The organism is Eggerthella sp. (assembly GCF_048329335.1).
Classification (GTDB): Bacteria; Actinomycetota; Coriobacteriia; order Coriobacteriales; family Eggerthellaceae; genus Eggerthella; species Eggerthella lenta.
The window spans coordinates 1-14,269 of sequence record NZ_DBFEGU010000167.1; the positions used below are offsets into that span (position 1 = coordinate 1).

The following is a 14,269-nucleotide window of genomic DNA, read 5'->3' on the forward strand; positions in this document are numbered from 1 at the left end:
AGATCGACCCATCGGCCCGGCCGTCCGCCCCTCCCCCTATCGCGGACCGCCGGGCATCTTCATGCCCCGATCCCGACCATCTCCTCTTTTCCCGTTCACGTCGTCGGAAAAGCCGGCGCGGACGCCTCGTGGGCGTCCGCACACGGACGAACAACCGGAGACCATGGCATCATTTTGCGCCTGCCGAACCCAACCCGTCGCCGAAGCCCTACAATGGATCAAAGAGCTTGAGACAGGAGATCCGATGCCGGGCAGCCGACGAAAAAGCGCCTCGACGCAAGGCCATACGTATGTCATCGACCAATCGTATCGCGTCGTGTATCTCGACCGTGCGGCCCGTCGTGTATTCCCCGGTGGACGAGTGGGCGAACTCTGCTACGAATGCTTCCGCGGGCAAAGCGAACCGTGCAAGGACTGCCCCTGGAACGCCGAGTCGAACGAGCACGCGACGCAAAGCGTCATCTACAGCGCGCGCACGGGAAGTTGGTACGAGATAACCTGCCTCGAGCTGGACTGGTTCAACGAAGGCCCCTGCGTGCTGTTCTCCGGCCATCCCGTCGACGAGCACAGCCGCAGCTTGTTCACGTCGTTGAGCGAGCCGTCATCTTACGATGAGCTGTTCGAACTCAACCTCACCGACGATGCATACAAGATTCTCTACCATGAGCCCGGAAAATTCACGACGCCTCCGCTCGAGGGACGCATCAGCGACATGTTCCCCGACGTGCGCGACCGCATGATCCACCCCGAAGACCGCGATCGCTTCCATGCGTTCTGGGATTTCGACACGTTGCTCGACCGCATCGAACAAGCAGGCGGCGCACTGCGCGGAGAGTTCCGCAAGCACCTCGAATCGGGGGCATGGAGCTGGACGTCGCTGACCGTGGCACCCGTCAAGCGCGGCGGAAGCGGCGAGCGCGTGGTCATGTGCTTCATCGCGGACATCGAAGAAGAGATGCAGCGACGCACGGATCAGGCAGAACGCTCGCAAATCCAGCTATTGCGCGAACGCGACCAGCTGACCGGCCTGTACAATGCGGCTACGTTTTACGACAAAGCCGAACACCTGGTAGCCGACATGCCCGACATCGCGTACGATGCAGCGTACATCGACATCGAGCACTTCAAAATATACAACGAGTGGCATGGGCGCGAAGCAGGCGACGCCATCTTGCGCGCCATCGCCTCACGTATCGGGGAGATCGCCCGTAAGCACGGCGGCATAGCCGGCTACCTGGGCGGCGACGATTTCACGCTGCTGCTGCCTCACGGCCTGATCGACGAAAAACGCGTGGAAAGCGAGCTGAAGAAGGAGCCGTTCGATTCCGAGGACACCATCGGGTTCCAGCCCGCTTTCGGAGTGTGCGCCATCGACAGCCCGGACGTGTCCGTAGTCACCGCCTGCGACCATGCGATGATCGCCATGAACTCCGTCAAAGGCGCCTACACCAAGCGCATCGCCTGGTACGAAGCCGAGATGACCGAGGAGATGGAGACCGAGGCGAAGATCCTGCTCGAGGTGAAGCGCGCGCTGACGAACCATGAGTTCGTGCTGCACTGGCAACCGCAATGCAACACGCGCACCGAGCGCATCGTGGGCCTCGAAGCCCTCGTGCGCTGGCAGCACCCTTCGCGCGGCATCGTCATGCCGGGCGCGTTCATCCCCGTGCTCGAGCGCAACAACTTCATCGCCAGCCTCGATCTGTACGTATGGGAGGAAGCGTGCCGCCATATCCGTTCATGGATTGATCGCGGCGGTGTGCCCATTCCCGTATCGGTGAACATCTCCCGGGCCGACCTGTACGCCATCGACGTGGTCGAAGCGCTGGAAGGCCTGGTCTCAAGATACGACCTCGACCATCGCCTGCTAGAGCTCGAGATCACCGAAAGCGCGTACGCAGAAGACGAGAAAATGGCCGATGCGGTCGCCCGTCTCAAAGGACTCGGCTTCACCATCCTCATGGACGATTTCGGCAGCGGTTATTCCTCGCTCAACATGCTGAAGGACATCACGGTCGACATCTTGAAAATCGACATGGGCTTCCTCGCTCGACAGGATCAGTCTCAACGCAGCGAAAGCATCCTTGAGGCCATCGTGTCCATGGCTCGATTCATGGATCTGCGCATCATCGCCGAGGGCGCCGAGACGAAGGAGCAGGTGGACTTCCTGCAAGGCATAGGTTGCGATTACGCGCAGGGCTACTACTTTTACCGTCCCATGTCTACCGAGGCGCTCGAGCAACTGCTGTCGCAGGACGGCATCGTGGACTACCGAGGCGTGTTGAACCCCAGCATGGAGCTCATCGACGTGAACGCGCTGCTGCACGACGACATGGTAAGCCGCGCTGCTGTAAACAACCTGATCGGCGGCTTAGCCGTGTACGCCGTGTACGCCGACCGTTTCGAGCTGCTGCAAGTGAACAACGAGTACTACCACGTCACCGGATGCAACTCGATCGATCTGCGCGAACGACAGAACCGGATCTCACGCCAAGTGCACCCCGACGATCTGCCCCTCGTACAAAGCATGTTCGCCGAAGCGTACGAGCGCCCCGTCACGGGAGCCGAAGCCACCTTTCGTCGGTACCGACTGAACGGCGAGATCATGTGGATGCGCATGCGCGCCTTCTTCCTGCGCCGCGAGCAAGACCGCACCATCTTCTTCGCCTCGCTGGCGGACGTGACCGAGCAGAAACAGCAGGAAGACGAGCTGCGCGAGTCGCAGGCGGTGCTCGAATTGGAAGACGAGGTCCTGCATCGCATCATTCAGCAATCGGATCTGAACGTGTGGGTGTACGACATCGCTTCCGACCGACTGTCGTTCCAGAACCTCTCGTCGAACGGCATCGCCTCCCTTTTGGCCGCCTCGGCGGACGAGGAGGACACCGCCAGCCTGGGCGACGACGTGAGCAATGTCCTGCGGAGGCTGTCGCGCGAAACGTTATGGGGCAGACCTGCCTCTCGCACGATCAAGGTATGGTCGAATACGGGAGAGCCGCTGACGCTGCATATAGAACGCGAGATCGTGCCAGACGCGAACGGCAAGCCCGCCCGCGTCATCGGCTACCTGGAAGATCCTTTGAACGATTCGCGGGCGAAACTGACGCGCTCGGACGACAACCGGCTGCTCGACATCCTCAAGGGCGCCGCGGTGGATCACTGGTATATCAACGTGAACACGAAGAGCTTCCTCAACTCGGCCGATCGCCGCGCATGGCGCTATTGGGCCGGAATCTCGCTGGACGACTGGTCGAGCAGCATGCTCGAAGACCGCCTTGGCAAATACATCGGCCCAAGCCAGGACGCAGAAGCCATCGAGAACTTCCTCGATTTCGACGACATGCTGCAGCGTTTCGCCGACGGAGAGCGCAACGACTCCCTCGAGTACCGACTCGGCGAAAACGACGATGAACGCTGGATGGAGCTGAGCTACCGCATGGTGCAGCTCGAGGAAGACGGCTACGTGTACGCCTATCTGTCGGTCACCGACATCGACGAGCGCAAGCGTCGCGAGCTCGATCTGGAGGACAAGGCCGAGCACGACGCGCTGACCGGCCTGCTGAACCGCCAAAGCGCCTCGGTGCGCATGGCCAACGCGCTGGAGCGCACGCTGCAGCGCGGTTACCGCGGCGCGTTCGCCATCATCGACCTCGACGACTTCAAGCAGGTGAACGACCGCTACGGCCACCTGTCGGGTGACACGGTGCTGGCCGACGTGGCGCAGCATTTGTGCGGTGCGTTCAGGAAGGGCGACCTTATCTGCCGCTGGGGCGGCGACGAGTTCGTCGTGTACTGCGAGGACATGGAGCGCGACGATATCGAGAGGCGCCTGGTCGAGCTGTCGGAAGGCCCTTGGAACGCGACGCTGCCCGACAACCGCGTGATCGAGCTGTCGGTGTCGACCGGCATCGCCATGGTGCCGCAGGACGGCATCGCGTTCAAGACGGTGTACGAGCGCGCCGATCGCGCGCTGTATCGAGCGAAATCGAAGGGCAAGGCGCACTTCTGCTTCTTCGAGGCGGACAAGGACTCCTAGGCTTATACGCCCAGACCCACCGTCATGTGCATCATGTAGAACGCGAACCGCATGACGAAGATGCCGGCCAGCACGAGCACGGCAGCTCCCGCCGCGCGCCCGACCGACAGCCGAACCCGTCGAGGCCACAATTCGACGGCGTCCAGGCCAATGCCCGCCATGCCAAGCACGCCGAACGCGCATACCATCAAACCGTACGAGGGCACCAGTTCCGCCGCCGTAAGATACGAGTTCTCGATCGAGGCCAAATCCGCACCCTGCACGCCGAACGTCACCACGTTCACGGCCAACGCCGCAGCGGCCACCATCGTCAGCACGCGTCCCATACGGCCTTCAACCGGCTCGTAACCCGCGGCGCGCAGCCCCGCGATGGCGAGTATGGGGCCGCCCACCAGCGCGTTCAGCATCAAATTGAGCGGCACGTACACCGTGTGCCACGACACTATGGTGTCGGCGGCATAGGCGCAGCCCACCGCAGCCACGAACACCGCGCCCGCCAGCATGGCCAGAACGAGCCACGCTCGCTGTAACTGCGGTTTGGGATGCTCGACGAAGTTGTACAGCCAATACAATCCGGCCAGCGCCAGAAACACCACCGCACAGAACACCTCGGTGGACAAGGGGCTGCGTCCCACCCCAAGGAACACGTACAGCGCGTTAGCGGGGTTGCCCAGGTGGGTGGCCGAGGCGACGAGACCCACCATGGCAACCACGAGGGGCAACCCCAAGAACACGTTGAGCCGCTGACGCAGGGCAACGGACGCGCCGCGCCCCAGCACGGGAAGCCCCATGCAGATGAACGCAACCACGCCCGACGGTGCCAACGTCGTGAACAGCACGAGCGTAATCTCGCCGAGCGCGGTATCGAATCCTGAAATCATGCAGGCTATCCTAGCGGTAGAACCTCGGGTAGACGACGTCCAGGCCCAACTCGGCCTGAATGCCTTCGAGCGAAGCCTTCGTGAGACGCGCGAGACCTTCATAGAAGGGCTGGCCGGCCGCCTCGATCAGCTGGTCGAGGAAGTGCGACGACCAGGTGAGCAGATGCAGCCGCAGAAACTCGCCTAGATCCTGCGGCTGGTTGCGCGCGATCCAGGCCATGAGCACCAGCATGAGGCCCACATGATCCTCGGGCGTCTTGTCGTCCGTCTGACGCGCGATGCCGTGAGAGCGCATCCACGCGCGCAGCTCCAACGTGGTCGCACCGAACACGACGCATTCGCGATCCGTGTACACCGAGCCCCAAGGCGGCGCGGGCTTCGGCGCGGGACCGATGAACAGGCGGCGGTATTCCCACACCAGGCCGTCGGCGTCGATGCCTTCCGCCAACCCCGAGCGCATGAGATCGAGGTCGCACCGCGCCTCGGCTTCGTCGACGAACGGCCACTCCACGGCGGCCTGCGCAACGTCGATCGCGGCCATGGCCGCGAAGGCCGGGCCGGCATCGCCCTTCACCGGGTCTTGCAGGTAGAACGGCCCCAGCGTCTCGCCGACGAACGCGATGGCCTCGCGCACATCCTCGGACAGCGGCACGGTTGCTTCTTCGCTCATTCCATGATCTCCTTATCGGTTGCCCGAAATCCAACTTCCAACAGGTTCGCCACGACGCCGTCCTTCGATTCCGCAGGACGGGCATCGGCGGACGGTTTGACGAACAGGTTCGGCACGGTCGCCTCGGGCCGGGGAAACGGCGCGATGGCCGCGCGCTCGCCGAGCTTCTCCATATCGCCGACCGGCCCGAAGTCCAGCGCGCGAGCCGGGCAGGCCTCGACGCACACCGGCTTCTCGCCCACGGCCACGCGTTCGATACAGCCGTCGCACTTCACCGAGTGCCCCTTTACGCGATCGACGCGCGGAGCGCTATACGGGCACGACAGATGACAGTATCCGCAGCCGATGCAGTGCCGGTCGTTGACGCTGACCAGCCCGGTCTGCTCGTCTTTGTGCATGGCCTCGGTGGGACACACGCGCACGCACACCGGATCGTCGCAATGGTTGCACGCCACCGACACGTTGTACGAGAAGCAGGTGGAGCCGAAGGTGCCGTCGCCGTTGCGAACCGTATCGCCTCCCGTGTATTCGAGCACGCGGCGGTAGGCGGTGCCGACGTCGAGGTCGTAGGCGTCTTTGCAGGCGAACATGCACGTTTTGCACCCTGAGCAACGCGTTCCATCGAAGAAAAAAGCCTGCTGGGACATGTGGCGACCTCCTCTCGTCAACACGGAACCGCAAGCGCTCCCCCTATCCCAAAAAGCGGGGTACGCTGTATTTTAGCGTACCCCGCCAAGACGTGCGCCTCGCGCCGCAGATTGCCACGAGCCCCTCACGGAGGGAAGAGGGGCCGTGGCGTCGTACGCGAACAGTCCTGCTACGCGACCTCGAGCGGGTTGGCGATTTCCGCCGCGCCCACCGGCTGAGCGTCCGCGGATGCCTTGATAAAGATGTTCGGGGTGGTTTCGGACGGGTCGGGAAGCGGAGCGATGTTGCCGCGCTCGCCCATCTTCGCCATCTCCTCGGCCGTGCCGAAGTCCAGGGCGCGGGCCGGGCAGGCCTCCACGCACACCGGCTTCTCGCCCGCGGCCACGCGCTCGGCGCAGCCGTTGCAGCGCACGGCCTTCTTCTTCTCCTCGTCCACCTTCGGCGCGTTGTACGGGCACACGATGGCGCACGTGCCGCAGCCGATGCACTTCTCCTCGTCGATGGACATGAGGCCCGTGTCGGCGTCCTTGATGATGGCGCTCTGCGGGCACTTCTCGAAGCAGATCGGCGAATCGCAGTGGTTGCACGACATGGACAGCGGATAGCTGACGCACGTGGTGGTCAGGATGCCGTCGGCGTCCTTCACGGTGTCGCCGATGGTCACCTCGTACACGTGGCGGAACGAGATGCCCAGATCGATGTTCTTGTAATCCTTGCACGCCATCTGGCAGGTCTTGCACCCGGTGCAGCGCGTGCCGTCAAAGTAGAATGCCTGTTGAGACATGGTATATCACCCTTTCTGCGGCTCGTCGCCCTACGCCTTGGTAACCTGGCAGATGTTGCTGTGCTGAGGGTTGCCCTTCGCCAGCGGAGACGGGCGATGGGTCGTCAGCGTGTTGATGCAGCCGCCCTTGTCGACGCGATCGCCGTACATGTCGGCGTCGTGCCATGCGCCCTGCGAGATGCACACCGTGCCGGGAACCACGCGCGGCGTGACCTTCGCCAGCAGCTCGATTTCGCCGAACGCGTTCTTCACGCGGATCTTGTCGCCCTGCTTGATGCTGCGCTCCTTCGCGTCGGCGGGGTTGATCCACGCCTCCTGCGGGTTGACTTCCTTGAGCAGCTCAATGCCGCCCCAAGAGGAGTGCGTGCGACCGCGATAGTGGAAGCCGCTGCAACGCAAGGGGAACTCGTCGGTGGGCACGTCGGTCTCGGTGAAGCCGTGCGTGTACACCGGGATGGGCGAAATGAGATCTTCCTCGCCAAGCTCCCAGGTGGCGGCGATGCCGGCCAGCGTCTCGGAGTAGATCTCGATCTTGCCGGTAGGGGTGTCCAGCGGGTTGGCCGCCGGATCGTTGCGGAACGCCTCGAACGCGATGGTCGCGCCCTTCGGGTTCTTGCGCGTGTAGACGCCCATCTCCATGGCCTCGTCGTACGTCGGCAGCTCGGTGTCCTTCTCGCGCGTCTTCTCGTAGAGCTCCTTGATCCACTCTTCCTGCGTCTTGCCCTCGGTGAACTGCTCCTTCACGCCCATCTTGTCGGCGATGAGGGTCAGGGCATCGTAGAGGGTCTTGCGCTCGAACTTCGGCGTGGTGCACGGCTGGCCGCTGATCATGTACGCGTTGTCGCCGCCGGTGCCGATCTGCGACACCTGCTCGAAGCGGAACAGGTCGGGCAGCAGGATGTCGGCGTATTTGGCGGAGTCCGTCATGGCCGTCTCCCACACCACGATGAACTCGCACTTGCTCTCGTCGGCAAGGATGTCGTGCGCGTAGTTGATGTCGCCATGCTGGTTCGTCAGGCAGTTGCCGGCGTAGTTCAGCATGCACTTGATGTTCTGGTTGAGCTTGTCGGCGCCCGTCACGGCGGAGTTGAGCGCCGTCATCTCGGTGCCATGGTCGATGGCCTCGGTGAACAGGAACACGGGGATCTTCGCCTTGATGGGGTTGTCACCGGCCGGCAGGGACTGCAGGCTGATGGAGTACGAACCCTCGCGGCAGCCGTTGCTCGTGCCCGGCAGACCGACCTGGCCGGTCAGCAGCGGCAGCATCATGATGGACCAGCAGTTCAGCTCGCCGTTGCTGCGGCGCTGCGGGCCCCAGCCCTGCACGACGTACAGCGGCTTGGCAGCGCCGATCTCGGCCGCCAGCTCCTTGATGCGGTCGGCGGAGATGCCGCAGATGGGGGCGGCCCACTCGGGGGTCTTCTCCACCATGTCGTAGCCGGTGCCCATGATGTAGTCCTTGTAGGACTTGCTCTGGCCCTTGGCGCTCTCGGGCATGGTGTCCTCGTCGTAGCCGACGCAGTAGGTGTCCAGGAACTCCTTGTCCACCAGGTCGTTCGCGATCAGCTCGTGCGCGATGGCGGAGCAGAGCGCGGCGTCGGTGCCGGGGTTGATGGGCTGCCACTCGGCGGAACGGCCCATGACGGAATCGTTCATGCGGGGGTCGATGTAGATCATCTTGCCCTTCGTGGTTTCGCGCAGATGCACCCAGTCGTAGTGCGACACGGCGCCGCCCTGGCGCGTCTCGGTCGGGCTCGTGCCGAACGCGAGGATGAGCGCGGCGTCCTCGGCGGCGTTGAGCGTGCTGCCGCTGAAGCCCGATGCGCCGTAGGTGTGAGGCACGATCATTTCCATCTGCATGGCGCTGTAGTCGCCGTACGATCCCAGGCAACCGCCGATGCAGTTCATGAAACGCGGCAGCGAGCGAGCCGTCGTGGAGCTCACGCCCGTCGCGTAGGGGATGTACACGGACTCGTTGCCGTACTCGTCGATGATGCGCTTGAGCTCGCTGGCGATCGTGTCAACGGCCTCGTCCCACGAGATTTGCTCGAACTTGCCTTCGCCGCGCTTGCCGACGCGCTTCATGGGGTAGTTGATGCGGTCGGGGTTCGCGAGCCAGCGGCGGTACGTACGACCGCGCAGGCAGGCGCGAGGCTGCACCTCGTCGAAGCCGGCGTCCTTGCTCGTGTAGGTTTCCACCCAGGCGACCTCGTCGTCCTGCACGTGGAACTTCAGGCTGCAACGGCCGGGACAGTTGATGGCGCAGTGGCCCCACGTCGTGGTCTCCTCGACGGCCTGCGTCGCAGCGGCGTCGCCGCCCTTCGCGCCGTCGGCGCTCGGCGAGCAGCCGAACAGCGACACGGCACCCGTGCCCATCGCGGCCGCACCCAGGCCGGCCAGCGCCGAGCCCTTCATGAACGTGCGGCGAGACACCTGAGCGTTCTCCAACATGTTCGTCATGGTCCCTCCCTCTTTCCTCTCTCGTCTGGCGCTCCGCTTCCCGGGCGGAACGCCTCGCATTGTGGCACTCCCCCGCGACCGCCGTGTCACATAAAATATGCGAACTTATCGTTTCCCCAGGTCACAAGACAGCACTTTGGGTAATGCGTCGCACGATACTTCTGACAATACCGTTATACTGATGCAACGGGAACAGTGTGCGGGAACGGAAAAACCGCATATGCGCGCGGTCTCGGGGGAGGATCTTTGAACGCAGCCACCATCGTCAGCATCATGAAGCCGAACATCACCTCGCTCGGCTACGGCTTGTTCTTGGCCATCAACGCCGCGGGCGTATGGGGCGGCGTGTTCCCGTTTCTTCCGATGGAGTTCCAAACCACCGAGATCGTGTTCTGGTTCTTCCTCGCGCAATCGCTCGTGTTCTCGTTCAGCTACTTCGCCAGCGCCCTGGGATCGTACTTCTTCCCCGGCCCCACGCGCACATTCATCGTACGGCTGGCCACCATGCCCTACCTTTTGGGATGGTGCTGCCTCATCGCGGCCATCTATCTGGACGCATGGGCGCTGCCGCTCGTCGTCAGCGGCGGCGCGCTCCTGGGCCTGGGGTCGGCCGGTTTCTACATGCTGTGGCAACGCCTGTTCGCCAGCCAGGATTCCGACACCGGCAACCGCGACCTCATCAAGGGTACCCTATACGCGGCGGTGCTGTACTTCTCGCTGTACCTTATTCCGCAAGCGGTGACGGCGTTTCTCATCCCGCTCGTGTTCCTGCCGCTATTCGGGTTGACCATTGTGCTGAAAAGCCGCGAGATCGACCTCGATCAAGCCATGTTCCAGGACGTGCCGCGCGACCATCCGCTCGTGTACCAGCGCCTGGTGAACGACTACTGGCGAAGCGCGCTATGCGTGGGCGCGCTGGGGTTCTGCACGGGCATCATGCGCTCCCTGGCCATCGGCGAGCCGGCGGTGGGATCACTCGTGAACGTGCTGTCGATGGGCGGATCGTTGACCGCGGCTATATCGCTGCTGGTGCTGTGGCAGTTCAAGAACCTCAGCGTGAACGTGGTGGGCGCCTACCGCGTCTTCTTCCCGTTCGTCATCACCTCGTTTCTGCTGCTGCCGTTTCTGCCCGAGGAGTACGCGCGCTGGCTGGCCGGCGGCCTGTACGCCGTGTACAGCGTGGCTATCATGCTCATGATGATTCAATGCGCGCAAGCTTCGCGCGACCGCGGCATCAACCCCGTGTTCATCTACGGGTTCTTCGGCGGCATCGTGTACGCGCTGCACGACGTGGGCTTCATCGGCGGCACGTTCGCCGAGCAGACCATGATCATCGGCATCGCGCCGCTCGCCGTGGTGGCGCTCGTGGCCGTGTACCTGCTGGGGCTCATGTACTTCATCGGACAGGGCGGGTTCCGCCGCATCTTCAAACACGACAGCGATGCCGCGGCCAGCATCGAGCTGGTCGCCCTACGCGCGCATGCGCCCGAGAAGAAGCCTGCAGGGGCGAACGCGGAGGGCGAAAAGCCCGACGACGCGGTGCCGAAGAAGGCGGGCAAGCGCGGCGATCGGCCGCCTCGCGCGAGCCGCAAGCCGCAGCGCGAACGCAAGCGCGAGGAGCGCGTGTACCTCGACCGCATCTCGAAGCAGGCGGCGCTGTTGCAGCAGCATTACCGTCTGAGCGAGCGCGAGACGGAGGTCATGGAGCTCATCGCGCGCGGCAACACCGTGGCGCGCATCGCCGAGGATCTCGTGGTCACCGAGAACACCATCCGCACGCACTCGAAGCGCATCTACGCGAAGCTGGACATCCACAAGAAGCAGGAGCTGCTCGACCTCATCGAGTCCTTCGACCCCAACGACTTGCAGGAATAGAAACGCTGCAGTGCGCGGAAGCCCGCTTCGAGACCCTTTGCCTAAGGTCGCGCGCGACCCCGATTGTTGTACATCGATTCTCCTTGCGGAGCACGGCCGTTTTTGTATAATAAGGGCGAGCCGCAGGGAGCGCTAACTCCCCACGGCTCTCGGATCGCTTCGGCGGTTTGGGTTTACTGTGAGCGCTCCTTTCCCTTGCGGGTTTGGAGCGCGTCTCTTATCATCAGGAAAATCTCGATGATTCGGGACATCAGCCTCATAAGCACTTCAGCCAACACCAGCAAATCCAAAACGGTCATGGTCATCACCTCCGTTCATCTAGAATATGAGAGGGAGAGGCACCAAGCCGCCGGACCGAATCCGTATCTATAAGTATAGCGAGCCCGTTCCACGTTTCCATGGCACGCATCACCATGGAAAACCTTCCCGACCTTGCCCTTTTCCAACGCCGCTCCCACGCAAATTCCACGCGCCTTGCCATCGTTTCCAACGCGGATTCCACGCGCCTTGCACGCGGTTCCAACGCCGTTTCCACGCAGCGGGACGAACGCGCGAAAACGCACCGGGCGAGCTCTCGCGACGTAATCAAGACCGCCCCTCAGCAAAGTCTCACCTGATCGCATGCTATACTTCTTGCCATCTGGGTTCGCCGCACGTTTCCCTGATCGGAGCTGCCATGAACGCTGCATCGCATGTCGAATCGCCAATATCCGGACGGAAGCTGTGCGCGTTCGCACTCGCCGCGGCGCTTGCACTCATGGCGGGAGCACAGTTCGCTCCCGCGCATTACGCCTGGGCTGAAGACGAGCCAGCGGCAACGGCTCAGGCGGATGCGACTCTCCCTGACGCGGCCCCACTCGAGGAAGCCCCGCCCGAGGTGGCAGCCTTGGCGCCCATAGAGAATGCGCCGCACCTCGACCTGAAGGACGGTTCCATCCTCTTGAAGGACTCCGGCTCGAACCTCCAATACAGCCAGGACAACGAGGCAACGTGGACGTCCTATTCCGGCAACGTGACGATCGGTGGAACGGCAGGCAGCGGCACGAACGTGCAAGTGCTCAACGGAACCCATACGATACTTCTCAACGGCGTTACCATCAACGAGCCGCGCGCCAATCACGCGGCGATTGAAATCGGCAGCGACACGCAGGCTGCGCAGCTTACGCTCTGGCTGTATGGCTCGAACAAGCTTTCCGGTTCGAGCGGGTATCCCGCAATTTTCGCACCTGGTAAGGCTCATCTGATTTTCAAAGGCGATCTCTACGGCAGTCTGGAAGCGCAGGGAGGATACGAGGCTCCCGCCATCGGTGCGGACAGCGCGGTTTCAAGTTGCGGCACCATCGAGTTTTGGCAACCCGGCAACGTAACCGCGCGAAGCGGCAACGGCGCCCCTGCCCTCGGCGACCCGACCTCGAGCGCTGTGGATGCAACGGGGTCGGTGTCTTTCTTTTCGGGAACGGTGACCTTGCAGTCCTCAGGCACTTGCGACATTACCGCGAAAAGCATCGTCACCGGCGGCGGCAACATTCACCTCTCGCAGCGCCCGCCCGCCAACACGACGCTCGCCGTCGATCAGGGCGGCTCCTTCCCCAGTTCCGCGTATGTTCTGGTGTCGGGCTTGGCGGCAGGTGAGAATCTGCTCGGAGCCAGTTTTGGTGAGAAAGGCCCTGTCTTTGTCAGAGGCGATCGGTGGGTGGATGCCAAGCATTACATCGTAGACGGCTTCGCCACTTGGATGGACGACGGCGATCTGGGACTTTTTCTCGACAGAAACCTGCTTAAGGACGGCAGCTCCGTCAAGATGAGCTTTAGCGAATCCGGCAACGTATACGAAGGCACGATCAAGGGTTCTGCCGAAGCCGGATACACGCTTCATCTGGCCATTCCCGACCCGCCTGTTGAAAACCCCGTCGTCAGCATGCACGAAAAAAAGGGCTGCAAGCTCATCGTCGATGTGAGTTCGGAGGGCATTCCGCAGTACACCCTCGACGGGGGAGTGAGTTGGACGCGCTACAGCGGGTACCTGGCTGTCACGGGAGCCGCAGATTTTACCTCCTTCCCCGTAAGCAATCAGGTGATCGTGAGGAAAGGTACTCACGCGCTGCGCTTTCAGGATCTGAGCGGCGTTGCGGCTTCAATCGAGGAATCCTCGAACGTGACGCTCACGCTGGTGGGAAGTAATTACATATGCGGCCACAGATTGGAGGCGTCGCCGGGGGTGGCGGTTCGAGGCACCTCGTCTCTTACCATCAACGGCAAGGGAACCTTGAATGCCGTGGGAGCAGGCACAGGTCGTCAGCCTTGCATCCTGGGAGAGCCGAACACGACCATCTCGATAGCGGGCGGCACGGTTCTCGCTCATTCGGGAGTAACGGGCGGTAATGGCATTACTGCAGGAAAGCTCGTTGTTTCCGGAGGCACTGTCGAAGCGCTCAGTCAGTCGAGTGGAAGCGCAGCGATCACGGCGAGCAAGTCCATCACCATCAGCGGCGGGTCGGTTACCGCCAAAGGCTCCAAGTTCGTCGCTGGCATCGGGTCGGACCATTACGGCTCGTGCGGCTCCATCACCATCAGCGGCGGCATAGTGAACGCGCACGGCGGCGACCTGTCTGCAGCCATAGGTTGCAGTGTCGGCGACTCGTGCGGGGAAATCAAGATCAGCGGGGGCACCATCAACGCCGTCGGCGGTCCGGGCACTTATGGAGCCGGTCGGGTCGCGGCTATCACCAGCTCCGTCAAGGCGCCCGTCATCACCGGCGGAACGGTCAAATGCAACGAGGCGGTTTCAACGAGGGCGGCGTCTTTGGCGTCGGCATCAGCTTCGCCGACTCCGGCAGCGTTGAACCTCCTGCTCGCCTCCCCCGTCGCGCTCGCGTCCGACCTGGACGAGGAAGCAACGTCTCTTGCCTCCGAGG

General features: G+C 63.0%; 8 protein-coding genes. 3 read left to right on the top strand and 5 right to left on the bottom strand.

Going from position 1 to position 14,269, the window contains the following annotated elements; all coding sequences use genetic code 11:
- Positions 1–244 precede the first annotated feature (244 nt).
- The gene (locus tag ACMO6A_RS05410) at positions 245–4,036 is read left to right on the top strand and encodes an EAL domain-containing protein (protein WP_035584147.1); all 3,792 of its coding nucleotides are present in this window, start codon (positions 245–247) and stop codon (positions 4,034–4,036) included.
- Between the two features lie 2 nt (positions 4,037–4,038).
- Here ACMO6A_RS05410 and ACMO6A_RS05415 read toward each other — a convergent pair whose 3' ends face one another.
- The 5 genes from ACMO6A_RS05415 to ACMO6A_RS05435 all read right to left on the bottom strand — a co-directional run bounded on the left by ACMO6A_RS05415 (position 4,039) and on the right by ACMO6A_RS05435 (position 9,479).
- Positions 4,039–4,917, bottom strand: a complete 879-nt coding sequence (locus tag ACMO6A_RS05415; protein WP_009607929.1) for a dimethyl sulfoxide reductase anchor subunit family protein — start codon at positions 4,915–4,917, stop codon at positions 4,039–4,041.
- A gap of 10 nt (positions 4,918–4,927) precedes the next feature.
- Positions 4,928–5,587, bottom strand: a complete 660-nt coding sequence (gene dmsD / locus ACMO6A_RS05420; RefSeq protein WP_015759996.1) for a Tat proofreading chaperone DmsD — start codon at positions 5,585–5,587, stop codon at positions 4,928–4,930.
- On the bottom strand, positions 5,584–6,234 hold the full coding sequence (locus ACMO6A_RS05425) for a 4Fe-4S dicluster domain-containing protein (protein ID WP_015759995.1): 651 nt from the start codon (positions 6,232–6,234) through the stop codon (positions 5,584–5,586). Before ACMO6A_RS05425 ends, dmsD begins: the two co-directional genes overlap by 4 nt.
- 170 nt (positions 6,235–6,404) lie before the next feature.
- Positions 6,405–7,019 (bottom strand): 4Fe-4S dicluster domain-containing protein, encoded by a 615-nt coding sequence (locus ACMO6A_RS05430; protein ID WP_015759994.1) that lies wholly within the window; start codon positions 7,017–7,019, stop codon positions 6,405–6,407.
- 30 nt (positions 7,020–7,049) lie between these two features.
- On the bottom strand, positions 7,050–9,479 hold the full coding sequence (locus ACMO6A_RS05435) for a DMSO/selenate family reductase complex A subunit (protein WP_015759993.1): 2,430 nt from the start codon (positions 9,477–9,479) through the stop codon (positions 7,050–7,052).
- Positions 9,480–9,725: 246 nt separating this feature from the next.
- Here ACMO6A_RS05435 and ACMO6A_RS05440 point away from each other — a divergent pair, with 246 nt between their 5' ends.
- A complete protein-coding gene (locus tag ACMO6A_RS05440) occupies positions 9,726–11,354 on the top strand; it encodes a helix-turn-helix transcriptional regulator (RefSeq protein WP_015759992.1) in 1,629 nt (542 codons plus the stop codon).
- Positions 11,355–12,030: 676 nt separating this feature from the next.
- Positions 12,031–14,269: peptidase (locus ACMO6A_RS05445; protein WP_418470875.1), on the top strand; the 2,239-nt coding region annotated here is incomplete at its 3' end.